This window comes from Pandoraea sp. XY-2 (assembly GCF_004193915.1).
GTDB classification, from domain to species: Bacteria; Pseudomonadota; Gammaproteobacteria; order Burkholderiales; family Burkholderiaceae; genus Pandoraea; species Pandoraea cepalis.
In genome coordinates, this window is sequence record NZ_CP030849.1 from 2,076,578 (window position 1) to 2,094,421 (window position 17,844).

General features: G+C 64.6%; 11 protein-coding genes, 1 tRNA gene and 1 pseudogene. 8 read left to right on the forward strand and 5 right to left on the reverse strand.

Features of this window, described 5'->3' with window-relative positions:
• Positions 1 to 21: 21 nt before the first annotated feature.
• Entirely contained in the window at positions 22 to 936 is a 915-nt protein-coding gene (locus DRB87_RS09520; protein ID WP_130025718.1) for a LysR family transcriptional regulator, read from the reverse strand.
• A gap of 367 nt (positions 937 to 1,303) precedes the next feature.
• Positions 1,304 to 1,388 (reverse strand) — tRNA-Leu (locus DRB87_RS09525).
• A gap of 280 nt (positions 1,389 to 1,668) precedes the next feature.
• On the opposite strand from DRB87_RS09525, the gene rnr reads away from it, so the two are divergent.
• Together rnr and rlmB are read left to right on the forward strand one after the other, a co-directional pair.
• A complete protein-coding gene (gene rnr / locus DRB87_RS09530; protein WP_240756242.1) occupies positions 1,669 to 4,263 on the forward strand; it encodes a ribonuclease R in 2,595 nt (864 codons plus the stop codon).
• A 150-nt stretch (positions 4,264 to 4,413) separates the two neighbouring features.
• Positions 4,414 to 5,187, forward strand: a complete 774-nt coding sequence (gene rlmB / locus DRB87_RS09535; protein WP_130025719.1) for a 23S rRNA (guanosine(2251)-2'-O)-methyltransferase RlmB — start codon at positions 4,414 to 4,416, stop codon at positions 5,185 to 5,187.
• Between the two features lie 235 nt (positions 5,188 to 5,422).
• Here rlmB and tal read toward each other — a convergent pair whose 3' ends face one another.
• Positions 5,423 to 6,373, reverse strand: a complete 951-nt coding sequence (gene tal / locus DRB87_RS09540) for a transaldolase (RefSeq protein WP_130025720.1) — start codon at positions 6,371 to 6,373, stop codon at positions 5,423 to 5,425.
• A gap of 127 nt (positions 6,374 to 6,500) precedes the next feature.
• Here tal and rpiA point away from each other — a divergent pair, with 127 nt between their 5' ends.
• Both rpiA and DRB87_RS09550 read left to right on the forward strand, forming a co-directional pair.
• Positions 6,501 to 7,193: a ribose-5-phosphate isomerase RpiA gene (gene rpiA, locus DRB87_RS09545; RefSeq protein WP_130025721.1), complete on the forward strand. Its 693-nt coding sequence runs from the start codon at positions 6,501 to 6,503 to the stop codon at positions 7,191 to 7,193.
• A gap of 15 nt (positions 7,194 to 7,208) precedes the next feature.
• Positions 7,209 to 8,276, forward strand: a complete 1,068-nt coding sequence (locus DRB87_RS09550; protein ID WP_130025722.1) for a serine endopeptidase — start codon at positions 7,209 to 7,211, stop codon at positions 8,274 to 8,276.
• 187 nt (positions 8,277 to 8,463) lie between these two features.
• Here the strand turns inward: DRB87_RS09550 and DRB87_RS09555 are convergent, their stop codons facing one another.
• Both DRB87_RS09555 and argA read right to left on the reverse strand, forming a co-directional pair.
• The gene (locus DRB87_RS09555; RefSeq protein ID WP_017235753.1) at positions 8,464 to 8,739 is read right to left on the reverse strand and encodes an oxidative damage protection protein; all 276 of its coding nucleotides are present in this window, start codon (positions 8,737 to 8,739) and stop codon (positions 8,464 to 8,466) included.
• Positions 8,740 to 8,916: 177 nt separating this feature from the next.
• Positions 8,917 to 10,266, reverse strand: coding sequence for an amino-acid N-acetyltransferase (argA, locus tag DRB87_RS09560; protein WP_130025723.1), 1,350 nt, complete (start codon positions 10,264 to 10,266; stop codon positions 8,917 to 8,919).
• 95 nt (positions 10,267 to 10,361) lie between these two features.
• On the opposite strand from argA, the pseudogene hrpA reads away from it, so the two are divergent.
• From hrpA to DRB87_RS09580, 4 genes and pseudogenes are all read left to right on the forward strand, one after another.
• Positions 10,362 to 14,439 (forward strand): annotated as a pseudogene (hrpA, locus tag DRB87_RS09565) (ATP-dependent RNA helicase HrpA).
• A 377-nt stretch (positions 14,440 to 14,816) separates the two neighbouring features.
• A complete protein-coding gene (locus DRB87_RS09570) occupies positions 14,817 to 15,812 on the forward strand; it encodes a beta-propeller fold lactonase family protein (protein ID WP_130025724.1) in 996 nt (331 codons plus the stop codon).
• A 118-nt stretch (positions 15,813 to 15,930) separates the two neighbouring features.
• Entirely contained in the window at positions 15,931 to 16,851 is a 921-nt protein-coding gene (locus tag DRB87_RS09575; RefSeq protein WP_130025725.1) for an EI24 domain-containing protein, read from the forward strand.
• Between the two features lie 87 nt (positions 16,852 to 16,938).
• Positions 16,939 to 17,778: a molybdopterin-binding protein gene (locus DRB87_RS09580; RefSeq protein ID WP_130025726.1), complete on the forward strand. Its 840-nt coding sequence runs from the start codon at positions 16,939 to 16,941 to the stop codon at positions 17,776 to 17,778.
• Positions 17,779 to 17,844: the final 66 nt, after the last annotated feature.

Sequence of the window (17,844 nt, forward strand, 5' to 3'; positions counted from 1 at the left end):
CCGATCGGGTGCGTCGCCAAGCTACGCGACGTGGCCCATATGCTCCGAGCGAATCATGTCGATCAAATGGCGCAATCCGGGAAGCGTTTGACGTCGGCTCGGGTAATACATCGACAGCGGCGGCCCGTCGACGGCCCAGTCCGTCAACACGGCTTCGAGCGTGCCGTTGGACAGTGCCTGCGACACGTTTCGCGCCAGCACATAGGCCAGGCCCAGGCCGCCCGTTGCCGCCGCAATCACGCCGTCGCTCTCGTTGATGCTCAGCGCCCCCGGCACATCCAGTTCGATCGCCGTTGGCCCGTTGCCCAGTTCCCACTTGTAGAGCGTGTTGTCGCCCAGGCGCATCCGGATGCAATTGTGCGACATCAGATCCTGCGGCACCTTCGGTCGGCCATGCCGCGCGAGGTACGCGGGCGACCCGACCACGATCCACTTCAGCGCGGGCGTGAGCGGCGTTGCGATCATGTCGCCCGGCACCGTGTCGCCATACCGCATCCCGGCGTCGAAACCTTCCGCCACGATGTCGAGCATCCGGTCGTCTACCGTGACATCCAATTCGATGTCCGGATACGACGCCACGAATCGCGGCAGAATCGGATCCAGCAGCAACCGCGCTGCATCGCGCGGCACATTCAGTCGCAAACGCCCGGCCGGCGACGCACGGTAGCGGTCCAATGCGCCAATGGCCGAGGCAATCTGCTCGAGGCCCTGTTCCAGCTCCTTCGCCAGTGCGGCGCCCGCGGCCGTTGGCGACACGGAGCGACTTGTGCGGTTCAGCAACTTCACGCCCAGGCGCGCTTCCAGATTGCGCATCGCATGACTCAGGGCCGAGGTCGTTACCCCCAGTTCGGTGGCGGCCTCCCGAAAACTCTGCCGGCGGCAGATGGTGACAAAGACGTTCAAATCGGCAAGCTCACCGCGAGTGAAGGCAGGCATGTCATTCCCAACAAGTATCTAGCAACCGAAATCGAATACGCGCTACACGCGCGGCACGCCCAACCCGTTAGGTGGCCGTTGAGCAATATTCAATTTTTTATGAGGCAAATTCTACCGATTTCGCTCTGATTCTGGACATGGGCCGTGAGTGGCGTGACACGCGCGCGACACGCTTTGCGGATCGCTCATGCGGATGACTTGCGTCGGGTTTGGTCTTTGGACGATCGGGGGCGATGGTTGGCAGTGCGCTGGACCGACGGTGCGACGGCATGCCGCTATCGGCGTCGGCGGCCGGGGAGGGGGGGCGGTGGGCGAGCGCGCATGAAAAAAGCCGATGATCTATCGATCATCGGCTTTCTTAAATTTTTGGTGCCCAGAAGAGGACTCGAACCTCCACGGTGTTACCCGCTAGTACCTGAAACTAGTGCGTCTACCAATTCCGCCATCTGGGCCTCGTCGACTTGCTGACTGCTTGCTCGCCGCGAAGAAGTGAGATTATGCGTATGCCGTGCGGCACTGTCAACACTTGGGCGGAATAATTTTTCTTTTTTCTCACCCGCCTGCAAGCCCACGCTCAAATTCCGCATAGGTGGCAGTTTTCGCGAGGTTTGCCGTATGATTGTCCCTGACTGTGCGACCCCGCGTTTTCGCGCAACGCACAACACCACGGACCGTCGGGCGCCAGATGTGCCCCTCGGCCGGACTCAACCGGCACAGCAACGCTACCGACCTTTGAGCAAATATCCCTATCCGATTCCGAGCCGCGAAGAAATCCTCGGTGTCCTGCGCACCGCCGATGCCGCGCTGTCCGCCAACGATATCGCCGAAGCCCTGGCGATCAAAAAGCAGGAGCGCGAAGGCTTCTTCAAGCGCCTCGCCGCCATGGAGCGCGATGACCAGATTCGCCTCGACCGCCGCGGCTATTATCAACTGACCCACCCCTCGAACTTCATCGCCGGCCGTGTCATCGGTCACCGCGACGGCTACGGTTTCGCCGTGCGCGACGAGGGCGGCGACGACCTCTTCCTTCCCAGCGAAGAAATGAAGAAGGTCATGCACAACGACCGCGTCCTTCTGCGCGTTGCCGGCTACGATCGCCGGGGACGTCCGGAAGGGCATATCGTTGAAGTGGTGAGCCGTGCCAACACGCACGTTATCGGTCGCCTGCTCAACGAAAACGGCGTGATGGTCGTCGCCCCGGAAGACAAGCGCATCGGCCATGACATCCTGATCCCGCCGCGCGCCCAGGGCAAGGCCAAGGTCGGTCAGGTCGTGTCCGTCGAACTCACCGATTACCCCAGCCGCTATAGCCAGCCCATCGGCCGCGTCTCGGAAGTCCTTGGCGACATCGACGACCCCGGCATGGAAATCGAAATCGCCGTGCGCAAGTACGGCGTGCCCCACCAGTTTTCCGCCGAAGCGCTCGCCGCTGCCGGGGCGCTGCCCGATGAAGTGCGTGCGCCTGATCTGCGCCACCGCATCGATCTGCGCGATGTGCCGCTCGTCACCATCGACGGAGAAGATGCGCGCGACTTCGACGATGCCGTCTACTGCGAGCCGGCCAAGGTCGGCCGCAGCGATGGCTTCCGCCTGATCGTCGCCATTGCCGACGTCTCGCATTACGTGACCCCCGGCGGCCCCCTCGACGCGGACGCCCTGACGCGCAGCACATCGGTCTACTTCCCGCGACGCGTCATTCCGATGCTGCCGGAAAAGCTCTCGAACGGCTTGTGTTCGCTCAATCCCGACGTGGATCGCTGTGTTCTCGTGTGTGACGCCCTCGTCACCCCGAACGGCGAAGTCAAGGCCTATCAGTTCTATCCGGCCGTGATCCACTCGGCCGCACGCCTGACTTACACCGAAGTGGCCGCCGTTCTCGGCAACACCAAAGGCCCCGAAGCCCAACGCCGCGCCGCGCTGCTGCCGCATCTGCAGAACCTGTACGAGCTGTACAAAGTGCTCGCGAAAGCGCGCAAGACGCGTGGCGCCATTGAATTCGATTCGACCGAGACGTATATCGTCTGCAACGCGCAAGGCAAGATCGAACAGATCCTGCCGCGCACGCGCAACGATGCTCACCGTCTCATCGAGGAATGCATGCTCACGGCCAACGTGTGCGCCGCCGACCTCCTCAAGCGTCACAAGCAGGCGGGCCTGTACCGGATTCACGCCGGTCCGTCGGGCGAACGACTCCAGGTGCTGCGCACGTTCCTCAAGACGCTCGGGCTGTCGCTCGGCGGTGGCGACGAGCCTGCGACGTCCGATTACGCGGACCTGATGACGCAGATCGAGTCGCGCCCCGACGCACCCATGCTCCAGACGATGCTCCTGCGCTCGATGCAGCAAGCCGTCTACAGTCCGGACAACATCGGCCACTTCGGACTGGCGTATCCTGCCTACGCACACTTCACCAGCCCGATTCGCCGCTACCCGGACCTGCTCACGCACCGTGCCATCAAGGCGATTCTGGCGGGCAAGAAGTACGAGCCCGAAGTGCCGGCAGGTGTGGAAATGACGACCGGCCTCTCGCCGCACGCGCGCAAGCTTCAGAAGGCCGACGACTCCGCCGCCGGGAAAGCCAAGAAGGCCGCAGGCACCAAGAAGCACGATGCCATCTGGGACGAGCTGGGCCTGCATTGCTCGGCGAATGAGCGTCGCGCCGACGAAGCCTCGCGCGACGTCGAAGCGTGGCTCAAGTGCTATTTCATGCGCGACAAGCTCGGCGAGGAATACGGCGGCACGGTCAGCGCCGTCACCTCGTTCGGCATCTTCGTGCAGCTCGACGATCTCTTTATCGAAGGCCTCGTGCACGTCACGGAGCTGGGCAGCGATTACTTCCAGTTCGACGAAGTCCGCCACGAACTGCGCGGCGAGCGCACCGGCATCCGCTATCGACTGACCGACCGCGTACGCGTGCAGGTGAGCCGTGTGGACCTGGACGCGCGCAAGATCGACTTCCGTCTCGTACGCGAAGTCAACGCGCGCGCGCTGGCGAAAACGTCGGGTCGCACCGAGCGCGGCGGCGCACCGGTGCCGGCGCCCGCCGCCGGTGCGCCCGGACTGGCCGGTTCGGCGGGTTCCGTCGCTGCCCGGCCGGGCATTCGCCAGATGCCCAAGGGCGGTGCGCTGCTCAACGGCGTGCAACTGGCCCCGGCAGGCAAGCATCCCGCCAAGCCGAAGTCGGTGAAAGTGAATGCCGCGAGGGGGAGCGAGGGGCGACCTCGCCCGCCAAGCCCGGTGGCGGCAAGGCGCCGGCCAAGCGTTCGGGAGGTCCGGCGAAGAAGCCGCGTCGTTGATTCGCGCAGCGCGGTGGAGGGTTTGCAGTAAGATGGGCGCCTTGTGCCGGCGGTGACCGGCAGCGGGGGGTCCGTGATGGATTGCGGCGGCGGTGGCCCATGCGGGCTCCGCCGCCGTCGTGCTTTGTGCGGCGCCCTTTGTCGGCGGCCGTGCCGGCGCACGCTATTTTGAGGATGTGAAATGAGTCAATTGAAATTGCTGTTCGGCTTCCATGCCGTCACGGCGCGTCTGCGCCACGATGCCGGTAGCGTCGAAGAGATTTACTACGATCCGAGCCGGCGCGATCGCCGCATGACCGACTTCCTGAAGCACGTGGAGTCGCTCAAGGGCGCCCCGGGCGTGAAGATCAAGGTCATTCAGGCCGACGGAAAGCGCTTGGACGGCATGGCCGGTTCGTCGCGCCACCAAGGCGTGGTCGCACGTGCCCAGGAAGTGTCGCTGGCGCTGAACCTCGACGAATTGCTCGACGGCATCTCCGGGCCGCCGCTGCTGCTCGTGCTCGACGGCGTGACCGACCCGCACAACCTCGGCGCGTGCCTGCGCGTCGCGGACGGGGCCGGGGCGCATGCGGTGATCGCGCCGAAAGACCGCGCCGTCGGCCTGAACGCGACCGCCGCCAAGGTGGCCAGCGGTGCGGCGGAAACCGTGCCGTACATCATGGTGACGAATCTCTCGCGTACGCTGCGTGAATTGCAGGAGCGCGGCATCTGGGTGGTCGGCACCTCCGACGACGCACCCAACGACATCTACGGCACCAAGCTCACCGGGCCGATGGCGATTGTCATGGGCGCCGAGGGCGAGGGCATGCGACGTCTGGTGCGCGAGCACTGCGACGAATTGATGAGCATTCCGATGGCCGGTGGCTGCGAAAGCCTGAATGTCTCGGTCGCAAGTGCCGTCTGCCTGTACGAAGCGGTCCGCCAGCGCGCAGTCGCGGCCAAGGGCGCAAAGTAAGGAACGTGCCGTAACGACCGCCAAGTCCGGAGCGTGAAGTTCAGGACGCGAGTTTTGAGACGCGCGGTCGAGCACGTGAGGCTCAGGACATGCGGCCGAGGACGTGAAGTTCAGGACGCGAGGTCGAGGACCTGCGGCTCAGGGCGTACAGTTCAGGGCGTAAAGTTCAGCGCGTAACGTTCAGGGCGTGATGCCAGGCGCGCGAGGTCGCCGGGCATCACCGTCGCGCGTGCGCTTAGCGCGCCGCGTCGATCAACGCTTCGAGCTTGATCGCATCGGCGGCAAATGCGCGAATCCCTTCCGCGAGCTTTTCGGTGGCCATGGCATCGTCGTTGAGGGCGAAGCGGAACGACGGCTCATCCGTTTTCACGCGATCGATGCTCGCAGCGCGGGCGTCCTTCGCGTCGAGCCGTCGAGGGACTTCGCTTTGTGTCGTGCGGAGTTGTTCGAGCAGGGCGGGGCTGATCGTCAGCAGATCGCAGCCTGCCAATGCCAGGATCTGCCCGGTCGAGCGGAAGCTCGCGCCCATGACTTCCGTGTCATGGCCGAAGTGCTTGTAGTAGCGATAGATGGCGGCCACCGAGCGCACGCCCGGATCGTTCTCTCCCGCGTTGTCCGCCTCGACCCAGTTCGCACCCGCCGACTTCTTGTACCAATCGTAGATCCGGCCGACAAACGGCGAAATCAGCCGGGCGCCAGCCTCGGCGCAGGCCGCCGCCTGCACCAGCGAAAACAGCAGCGTCATGTTGCAGCGAATCCCGTCGCGCTCGAGAATCTCGGCCGCACGAATGCCTTCCCACGTCGAGGCAATCTTGATGAGCACGCGGTCGCGCTCGATGCCTTGCGCCTCGTACATGGCGATGAGCTTGCGCGCACGGACTACCGTGCCGGCCGTATCGAACGACAGTCGCGCGTCCACTTCCGTCGACACGCGACCCGGCACGATATCCAGAATCTCCTGCCCGAAGGCAATCAGCAGACGGTCGATGATCTCCGCGGTGGATTCCGCGCGGTGTTCACTGACGATGCGGGTGAGCATCGGGCGGTAGGCGTCCTTCTGGACGGCACCGAGAATCAGCGACGGGTTGGTCGTGGCGTCTTGCGGCTTGTAGGCGTCCATCGCCTGGAAGTCGCCGGTGTCGGCGACAACGATCGTATGGCGTTTGAGCTGGTCGAGCTGATTCATGAGAGCGGCCTTGCGAGAAATGCACTGCGTGACATGAAGTCCGGGATGCGACCGGGCGATGAAAAACGGCGCGGCCCGCCTGACTCCGGTAAACTTCCGACTTTACCAAACTTTGCCGGAAATCCCCATGACCCAGGACGAACTCAAGCGCTTGGTCGGCCAGGCCGCCGCCGACTATGTGAACCAGCACGTGCCCGAGGGCAGCGTGATCGGCGTGGGCACCGGGTCCACCGCGAACTGCTTCATCGATGCGCTCGCAGCCCACAAGGGCCGCTATCGCGGTGCCGTCTCCAGTTCCGAGGCCAGTACCGAGCGTCTGCGCAACCATGGCATCGAAGTCTTCGACCTCAACCAGATCGACAGCCTGCCGGTCTATGTCGACGGGGCCGACGAGATCAACGCGCTTGGCCACATGATCAAGGGCGGCGGCGGGGCGCTTACTCGCGAGAAGATCGTCGCCTCGGTGGCGAAGGAATTCGTGTGCGTCGTCGACGCGTCCAAGGAAGTTGCCGTGCTTGGCGTCTTCCCGTTGCCGGTGGAAGTGATCCCGATGGCACAGGCGAGCGTTGCTCGTGCGCTGACGGCACTTGGCGGCAAGCCGCAAGCGCGCGTACGTGCCGATGGCAGCCCGTACATGACCGACAATGGGTGCGCGATTCTCGACGTCCATGGCCTGCAGATCCTCGACCCGGTGGCGTTCGAGACGCAGGTCAACCAGATCCCGGGCGTCGTGACCGTGGGGCTCTTCGCGCAGCGGGGCGCGGACATCACGCTCATGGGTACGCCGCAAGGCGTGCGCACGCTCGACTACCACAACTGATCCCGGGAGGGCAGGATGGCTGGATCGCGTCGTCTTCCCGAAACCTGGTTCCGCCGTGGCCTATGGCTGATCGCCGTGTTGTTTGCGGCGTTCCTCATTGGCCTGGGCGGGCTCGTCGTCGACAAATTGCCGGGCGTAGCGCCCGCACCGACGCTCGACTCGTTCGTCGATCGCGGGCAGGCGGCCAGTGCCGACGCCGCCATCAAGCAGGCGCAGACACAGCTCGAAGATGTCGAGAGCCGGTTGGAGACGGCGCGTTTGCAGCTCAAGGCGCGGAGCACGGCGTATCGCAGTGCGCGAGAGTCGTTCAACGATTGGGTGGCCACGCGTACGGCGACGGCGCAGGCCAGTCAGGATACGGTACTCGTTGCGCGCACGCAGGCGCTCGATGCCTTGAAGGCGGCGCAGCGCGACGTCCAGACGCAAGTCGATGCCCTCGAGGCAAAACAGCTGGATGCCCAGCGCGCGGTGCAGTCGGCGCGCACGGCGCGCTATGCGCTGAACACGGCGGCGGGAGAAAAGCTTGCGGCGATCCAGCGTGCGCAGGATTTGAAAGTATTCGGCATTCGGCTCGCGCTCACGCTGCCATTACTGGTGGTGGCGGGATGGCTCTTTGTGCGTCAGCGCAAGAGCACGTGGTGGCCATTCGTGTGGGGCTTCATCTTCTTCGCGCTGTTTGCGTTCTTCGTAGAGCTGGTGCCGTACTTGCCGGACTATGGTGGGTATGTGCGGTATCTGGTAGGCATCGTGCTCACGGTGATGATCGGACGCTACGCCATCGTGTCGTTGCAGCGATACCTGGCGAGGCAGAGGGCGGAGGAGCAGTTGCCGGACGAGGAACGTCGCAAGACGTTGTCGTACGATTTGGCGCAGGCGCGGTTGGCGAAGTCGGTGTGTCCGGGGTGTGAGCGTCCGGTGAAACTGGACGATCCGAATCGCGACTACTGCGTCCACTGTGGCATTTGCCTATTCGACCATTGCGGTGTGTGCGACGCGCGCAAAAACGCGTTCGCGCATTTCTGCCACCATTGCGGAGCGGGTTCGACCGGCAAGTCGGCCGTGGGTGGCACAACGCTCGCTTGACCATCGCATCCAGCGGATCCCTATCGAAAGAAAACAGGCATGCGACCGGATCGCATGCCTGTCTTACGACGCCCATGGCATTGCGCCACAGGACGTATGCGGGGACGGATCGGGGCCCCTTTCTGCAGCGAGTTGGGTTTATGTCTGAGAGGCGGAAAGGGGCCCCGATCCGTCAGGGGGGAGGTGTTTACTCAGAGGGCGGTGGCACATAGCCTTGAGCGACATCGGCGCCGTCCCCGAAGAAATACTTTTCGGTTTGCTTGACGAGGTATTGGCGGGCGCGCGGATCGGCCATATTCAGGCGATTTTCATTGATCAGCATGGTTTGTTGCTTGAGCCAGCCGGCCCAGGCTTCTTTCGAGACGCTTTCCCAGAGGCGTTTGCCAAGTTCGCCGGGCATGGGGGGGAAATCGAGACCTTCGGCTTCTTTGCCGAGTTTGACGCATTGAATCATGCGAGCCATGGGGAACTCCTTCGTGAACTTGTTGGGGCGTGAATGAATGTTGGGCGCTTGATTCGAGCCCCTTGGGGGGAATCGAAATGCGACGAAAAAGAGCGCTGCGGCCGAGAGCGGTAGATGGGGGCAGGGGCGGGAGACACAAGGGGGAGCCTTGGGCGTGCGCCGCCTGCCTGACCTTCGTTACAGCTTCTTGATGAGCACCAGCGAGCGGCGCTGCCAGTTATACAGGCGGCGGCGGTCAGCGGGCAGATCGTCGACGCCGGCCTTGACGAAGCCTCGCTTGAGGAACCAGTGCTCGGTGCGCGTGGTGAGGACGAACAGGCGATCCAGACCGCGGGCACGGGCGCGTTGCTCGATGTGTTTGAGCAGGCGTTCGCCGTCTCCGGAGCCTTGAGCTTCCGGGTCGACGGTCAGGCAGGCCATCTCACCGATGCGTTCCATCGGATACGAATAGAGCGCCGCGCAGCCAAACAAGCGTCCATCGTGCTCGATGACCGAGAAATGATCGATGTCGCGCTCCAGCTGGTTGCGACCGCGACGCACCAGCGTACCGTCGGCCTCGAGCGGTTCGATGAGTTGCAGGATGCCGCCGACGTCGTCGATCGTTGCTTCGCGTAGGCTCTCCAGGTTCTCGTACGAGATCATGGTACCCACGCCATCGTGCGAGAAGAGCTCCAGCAGCATGCTGCCGTCGAGCGCGAAGGGCACGATGTGAGCACGGCCGACACCTGCGCGGCAGGCGCGCGTCGCGTACTTGAGATAGAACGCCGAATCGCGATCGAGCGTGCCCTGCGACTGCAGGCGTTGGGCGTCTTCGAGCGTGAGTTCGTGCTGCAACTCGTTGTACTCGTTCATCACGCCGGGCGTTTCCGTGATGAAAATGAGCTTGTCGGCGCGCAGCGCGATGGCCGCCGACGACGCCACATCTTCCATCGTCAGATTGAACGACTGACCGGTCGGCGAGAAGCCCAGCGGGGAGAGCAGCACGATCTTGCCGCTCGCCAGCGACAGGCGAATCGACTCGGCATCGACCTTGCGAACCACGCCGGTGTGCTGAAAATCCACGCCGTCCACGATGCCCACCGGGCGCCCCGTGACGAAGTTGCCCGACACGACGCTGATGCGCGCATTACCCATTGGCGTGTTCGGCAGCCCCTGGCTGATCGACGCTTCGATGTCCAGCCGCAGTTCCCCGGCCGCTTCCTTCACCGCTTCAAGCGCGGCCGCGTCGGTAATGCGCAACTGCTGGGCGAAGTGCGACTCGATATGTCGCAGGCGCATCTGCTCCTCGACCTGCGGTCGCGAACCGTGCACCAGCACGATATGCATGCCCATCGCGCACAGCAGCGCGACATCCTGAATCAGGGTGTCGAGCCCGCCGGCCGCGACGAGTTCGCCACCAAAGGCGACCACGAAGGTCTTGTCGCGGAACGCATGGATATAAGGGGCGACCGATCGCAGCCAGTCCACGAACTGGGCTTGGTGGGCGGTCTCTTCGTCTTGTAGGGCGGGGTCGGGTTCGGTCAGCATGAGTGTACGTGCGCAAACATCCGCAGATTATATAATGCGCGCCCATGGCAAGTGATGAACGAAATCGACAATCTCCGCCCCCGAAGCCGAAAGTGATGGCTCCGGGGCATACGCGCGCCCAACCCACGGTCACCGCGTCGACCCCAAAGCCCGCCAGGCCGCCCAAACCCGCGAGCACGGGGCAGGCCGGCGGCCCGAACCCGGCAGCGGGGCGACGCACGACGCCGGCCGAGCGCGCCGCGCGCGACGCCGAACGCCTCGCGGCGCGCCAGTCCGCCGCCAATCCGCTTCCCGACATCGTCTTTCCCGAGGCGCTGCCCGTCTCCGGCCGGCGCGAAGAGATTGCGCGCGCCATCGCCGGCCATCAGGTCGTCATCGTGAGCGGCGAGACCGGCTCGGGCAAGACCACTCAGCTTCCCAAAATCTGCCTCGCGCTCGGCCGCGGGCTTGGCGCGGGCGGCACCGGCCTGATCGGCCACACCCAACCACGTCGGATCGCCGCGTCGGCCACCGCGCGCCGCATCGCCGACGAACTCAACACCCCGCTTGGCGACATCGTCGGCTTCAAGGTGCGCTTCAACGACACCTTGTCCCGCGGCGCGTCCGTCAAACTGATGACCGACGGTATTCTGCTCGCCGAGACGCAGACCGATCCGCTGTTGCGCGCGTACGACACCCTCATCATTGACGAGGCGCACGAGCGCAGCCTGAACATCGACTTTCTGCTCGGCTACCTCAAGCAGTTGCTGCCACGTCGGCCCGACCTGAAAGTCATCATCACGTCGGCCACCATCGACGCCGATCGCTTCGCCCGGCATTTCGGCACGGGCGAGGGCGACCACCTGCGTCCGGCGCCGGTCATCGAAGTGAGCGGGCGGCTGTACCCCGTGGAAGTGCGCTACCGCCCGATCCAGGACGATGCGCGCATCGCGAACGCGCTGGGGCGCGAAGGCAGCCGCGCCAGCGCGCGCGATCGCGAACGGGACCTGATGGACGGGATCGTCGACGCCGTCGACGAACTCTGCCGCGAAGGCGCCGGCGACGTGCTCGTCTTCCTGCCCGGCGAGCGCGAAATCCGCGAGGCGGCCGAGTCGCTGCGCAAGCATCATCCGCCGCACACCGAAATTCTGCCGCTCTTCGCGCGGCTCTCCGGCCCCGAGCAGGAGCGCGTGTTCAAACCGTCCAACGCGCGCCGCATCGTGCTGGCCACCAACGTGGCGGAAACCTCGCTCACGGTGCCGGGTGTCCGCTACGTGGTCGACGCCGGTACCGCGCGCGTCAAGCGATACTCGTACCGCAACAAGGTCGAGCAACTGCAGATCGAACCGATCTCGCAGGCCGCCGCCAACCAGCGCGCGGGGCGCTGCGGCCGCGTGGCAGACGGCGTGTGTATTCGCCTGTACGACGAGGCCGACTTCCAGGCGCGCGCGCGCTTCACGGATCCGGAAATCCTGCGCTCGTCGCTCGCCGCCGTCATTCTGCGCATGCAGTCGCTGCGGCTCGCCAAGGTCGAGGAATTCCCGTTCATCGAACCGCCGCCCGGCCGGGCCGTTGCCGACGGCTATCAACTGTTGGGCGAACTCGGTGCGGTCGACGACACCAACCAGCTCACCCCGCTTGGGCGCGAACTGGCGCGTTTGCCGCTCGACCCCCGCGTGGGCCGCATGATTCTGGCGGCGCGCGACCAGCAGTCGCTGCGCGAAGTCCTCATCATCGCGAGTGCGCTGGCCGTGCAGGATCCGCGCGAGCGCCCCCTCGAAGCGCAGGACGCCGCCGACAACGCCCATCGCAAGTTTGCCGACGAACGCTCCGAATTCCTCTCGTGGCTCAAGATCTGGCAGTGGTTCGAAGAGGCGATCGCACACAAGAAGTCGAACCGGCTGCTCGGACAAGCCTGCCGCGACAACTTCCTGTCGCAATTGCGCCTGCGCGAATGGCGCGACGTGCATAGCCAGTTGCTCACCGTCGTGCGCGAACAGGGTTGGCGCATCAACGCGTCGGAGGCGACTTACGAGCAGGTGCATCTTGCCCTGCTCGCGGGCCTGCTCGGCAACATCGGCTGCAAGGCCGACGACGATCCGCACTTCCTCGGCGCGCACGGCATCAAGTTCCACATCTGGCCGGGATCGTCGCTCGTGAAGAAGGCCGGGCGCTGGGTGATGGCCGGCGAACTCGTCGAGACGAGCCGCCTCTACGCACGATGCATCGCCCGGATCGAGCCGGAGTGGATCGAACGCGTCGGCAAGCACCTGGTGAAGACGTCGCTCTCCGACGCGCATTGGGAGAAAAAGGCCGCGCAAGTCGTGGCGTACGAACGCGGCATGCTCTATGGCCTGACGATCTATGCGCGCCGACGGATGAACTTCGGCCCGCGCGATCCGCGTCGCGCCCGCGAAATCTTCCTGCGCAGTGCGCTCGTGGAAGGCGAATGGGAGACCAAGCTCCCGTTCTACGCCCACAATCGCAAGCTGATCGCCGACATCGAACAGCTCGAACACAAGTCGCGCCGCCAGGACGTGCTCGTCGACGACGAACTGATCTACGCGTATTACGATGCCCATGTGCCCGCCGATCTCTACGACGGCGCGAGCTTCGAGCACTGGTATCGCGAAACGGCCAAGGGCTCGCCGAAGCTGCTCTACCTCGTGCGCGACGATCTGATGCGTCACGAGGCAGCGGGCGTCACGACAGACTTGTTCCCGAAGCAGACGGCCATTGCGGGCATCGACATGGTGCTCAGCTATCACTTCGAACCGGGCTCGCCGCGCGATGGCGTAACGCTCGCCGTGCCGCTCTACGCGCTCAATCAGGTCGACGCGCGCCGCTGCGAATGGCTGGTGCCGGGCATGCTCAAAGAGAAGGCGCACCTGCTGATGAAGTCGCTGCCGCAGAAGCTGCGGCGTCACTTCGTACCGTTGCCCGAGTTTGCGGCCGGCTTCGTCGACCGGGCGGCGTTCGGACAGGGGCGCTGCTCGATGCGCTCATCGCCGACGCGCGCGAACAGACCGGCGTCATGCTCAAGTCCAGCGACTTCAAGTTCGAAATGCTTCCGGCGCACCTGTCGATGAACTTCAAGGTGATCGACGAACACGGGCGTCAACTCGGCATGGGACGCAATCTCCCGCAACTGCGTGCCGAACTCGGTCAGCAGGCGCAGCGCACGTTTCAGCAGTTGGCGGCGAAGAGTGGCGCGACGCCGACCCGTGGTTCCGCCGTCGAGCCCGACGCACACGGTGCATCGGTGGCGTCGTCGCCGGCGGCGCGCGGTGCGGGCCGTGCGAGCGCACAGTCAGCGCCTTCAACGGGCGCGGTCGAGCCCGGCCGCTACGACAACCTCTCAACGTGGAGCTTCGGCGAACTGCCCGAAATGCTGGAAATCCGTCGCGGGGGCAGACGTTGTTCGGCTACCCGGCGTTGGTCGACCGCGGCGATCACTGCGATCTCGAAGTGTTCGACGATCCGGACGAAGCGCAACGGCAGCATCGCGCGGGGCTGCGTCGACTCTTCGCGATTCAACTGCGCGAGCAGGTGAAATACCTGGAGAAAAACATCCCGGGCCTTCAGCAGATGGCGATGCAGTACATGAACCTGGGCACGCAGGAACAACTGCGGGAGCAGATCGTCGATCTGGCGCTGGAGCGTGCGTGCCTTCAGTTGCCTTGGCCGAGCGATAACGCGTCGTTCGTCGCGCGAAAGGACGAGGGGCGGGGACGCCTCACGCTGCTCGCGCAGGAGATCGCGCGGCTGGCCGGACAGATTCTCACCGAGTACGCAACCTTGCAGAAGAAGCTGGCCCAGGCCAAACCGTTCGCGCAGGCGTATGCGGATCTGACGGCGCAGATGCAACGGCTGATCGGCAAGCGGTTCCTGATCGACACGCCGTACGCGCAACTGGCGCATTTCCCGCGCTATCTGAAGGCGATGGCCGGACGTATCGACAAGCTCAAGGCGGATCCGACCCGCGACGCCCGTGCCATGAGCGAACTGGGGCCGTTGCTGCAGAACTGGCAGCGGGCGACGTCGCAACGCCGCGATCAGGGCGACGCGCGACTCGAGGAGTTCCGCTGGCTGCTCGAAGAGTTGCGCGTCTCGCTATTCGCGCAGGAGTTGCGCACGCCCATGCCGGTGTCGGTCAAGCGTCTGCACAAGGTTTGGGAGGCGTTGCAGCGTTGACGCGCTGGGGGCGCGGCCATCGTGCGCAACGATGGCTGCGAGCGCTGCGATCCCGTTGATCCCGACGAGCGTCGCGGACTTGGCGACCAAGCGGATTCGGTGGATGCCAACTCACGCGTGTAATTACGGCGTTCGGCCCCGGCGCCAACCCCTGACGCCATTTCGATAGGTCATCCGCCTGCCGGTTTGCGCTACGTCAGAAAGTGTCGAAATTGTGTTTCGATACGTAAAAAAGGCGCGCCGGACGCGCGTTGACGGGGCGTTCCCAGCCTACAATGGCGAGTCGCCACGACGTATCGAGACCGGGCGGTCCATGCGCCGTCCACGCGCCGGTTTCGCCACTTTTCCTGCCCAATTTTCTCCCGAGAGACGCTGCAATGCGCAAACTCCTGATCGCTGCCGGTCTGGCCGCTTCCTTCGGTCTGGCGGCGCTCGCTGCGCCGGCCAAGGCTGCGGCGCCGGCGCCCGACAGTGTCGTGGTCGTGCTCAACTCGGCCGACGCCAGCGTCAGCCTGATCGACAAGGCGGCGCAGAAGGTCATCCAGACGTTCCCGGTTGGCAAGGAGCCGCATCACCTCATGGCCACGCCCGACAATCAGTCGCTCATCGTGGCGAATTCGGTCGGCAACAACCTCATCTTCCTCGACCCGAAGACGGGACAGGTGCAGCGCAAGATCGAGAACGTCGAGGACCCCTACCAGATTGGCTTCTCGCCGGACAAGAAGTGGTTCGTCGCCAACGCCCTGCGACTGGATCGCGTGGACGTGTATCGCTATGACGGCAAGAACCTGAGCGTGGCGCAGCGCATTCCCCTCAAGAAGATGCCGAGCCATCTGGTCTTCACGCAGGACAGCAAACTTGTCTTCATCTCGTTGCAGCAGTCCAACGAGATCGCCGCCATCGATCTGGCCACCCAGAAAGTGCTCTGGACGATGAAGGTGGGCGACAGTCCGGCAGGGGTGTGGCTCACGCCGGGGGACAAATACCTGCTCGTGGGAATGACCGGCGCGGACTATGCCGCCGTGGTCGACTGGCGCAATCAGAAGGTGATCAAGACGATCCCGACGGGCAAGGGGGCGCACAACTTCCGATCGCTTGCCGATGGCAGGCACGTACTGATTTCGAATCGCGTGTCGAGCACGATCAGCATCGTCGATCAGGAGACGCTCACGAACGTCGGCAACATCACCGGCCTGCTGCCGGGACCGGACGACATGGAACTCTCGGCCGACCGGAAGACGCTGTGGGTAACGTTCCGCTGGGCCCGCAAGGTCGGCATCATCGATATGACGCAGCGCAAGCTGATCAACACCATTCCGGTCGGACGATCCCCTCACGGGATCTATTTCTTCGACCGCGCCCCGGTGCTGTAACATCGGGACATCGCGGCGAGGGCGCCACACCGACCGAGCGTCCCCGCTCGGGGCGCACGTTCCTCAACGCGATGGATTCCGATTCTCGTCCTGACGGCACCGACCGTATCGATACTGCATGAATGACATTCTTCGCGCGCTGGGCCGCGCGCTCGTGAGCCTGTTGCATCCGCGCATGCTGTGGCTCACCGCCATGCCCTTTGTGGTCTCCGGCCTGATCTGGGGCGCCGTGATCTGGTTCGGCTGGGTGCCGTTCACCGATTTTCTGCGCGTCTGGCTCGAACAGTGGCAGTTCACGCAATGGATCTACCGCTTCTTCGGCTATTTCGGCATCGATAGCGTGCGCATGGCGCTCGCGCCGTTCATTCTCGTCGCGCTGCTCATCCCGCTGATCGTGGTCACGGCGCTGCTGCTCATCGCGGGGTGGTCGATGCCCGCGGTGTTGCGTCACCTCTCGCGTCGCCACTACATTCATCTGGAAGCGCGGCAGGGCGGCTCGTTCTGGGGCAGTCTCGGCCAGTCGCTGGGCGCCACCGTGGTCTTTCTCGTTGCCGCGCTGCTCACGCTGCCGCTGTGGCTCGTGCCGCCGTTCTTCGCCATCGTGCCGCCGTTGTTATGGGGCTGGCTGACGTATCGCGTAATGACGTACGACGCGCTGGCGTATCACGCGAGCGCCGAGGAGCGTCGCCGGATCGTGCGCGAGCGGCGTCTGCCACTGCTGGTGATCGGCGTGGCAACCGGGCTGCTCGGCTCATTGCCGACGCTGCTGTGGGTGTCGTCGGTCATCATGATCGTGATGTTCCCGGTCATCGCGCTGCTGGCGATTTGGCTGTACGTGGTGATCTTTATATTTTCAGCGTTGTGGTTCGCGCACTATTGCCTGCGGGCATTGACGCGATTGCGTGCGGCGGAGGCGGCGCGTCATGAGCCGATGCTCGCGGCAACGCTGCTGCCTGTGGCGAGCCCGCCGTCGCGAGAGAGCGAGGACCTGCCGCCTGCGTTGCCGCCGGGACGAGGGTCGTCGAACGGTTCGCCGTGAAAGTGGCACAATCGTGTGACTGCGCGCTGCCGCCGGGCGGCGCCGCGCGCTCTCCCCAGGCCCTGACGACAAGATAAAGGAAGCATCATGGCGGTCGGCATCATCATCATCGGCGACGAGATTCTCTCGGGGCGCCGTCAAGACAAACATCTCCCCAAGATCGTCGAACTGCTCACCGAGCGCGGCATGCAACTCGGCTGGGCCGAATATGTGGGTGACGACCCTGAGCGCATCACGGCCACGCTGCGACGCACGTTTGCGAGCGAGGATATCGTTTTCGTCACCGGCGGCATCGGGGCGACGCCCGACGATCACACGCGTCAGTGTGCCGCGGCGGCACTCAATGTCCCGCTCGTGCTCACGCCGGAAGCCGAGGCGCTCATCATGGAGCGCATCGCCGACACCAGTCCCGACGGACGTGCGGACATGAGCCAGCCCGATAACCGGCATCGTCTGAAGATGGGCGAGTTTCCGGTCGGCGCGCGCGTGCTACCGAATCCGTACAACAAGATTCCGGGGTTCTCGGTCGAGCGGCATCACTTCATGCCGGGATTCCCGGTCATGGCGTGGCCGATGATGGCGTGGGTGCTCGACACGGACTACGCCGAGTTGCATCACCTGACGAAGCACGCCGAGCGATCGGTGCTGGTGTTCGGGTTGGCCGAGTCGACATTGACGCCGCTCATGGAGGCCATCGAAGCCGAATACGGCGGCGTGAAAGTGTTCAGTCTGCCCAGCGTGGGCGACGCGCAGCGTGGCGCGATCTACGCGCGCCGACATATCGACCTGGGCGTGAAGGGCGACCCCGCACGGGTTGGCGCGGCGTTCGAGCGACTGATTGCCGGGGTGAATGCGCTGGGCGGCGAGATCGTGCATCCGACCGACGCTCTCGCGCTGCCCGAAGGCACGCTGCCGTCGGGAAATTGACGGGCGGGCGCTACTGCTGCGAGAGCGCATAAAAACGGCGCTTGCCTGTGAAGGGCAAGCGCCGTT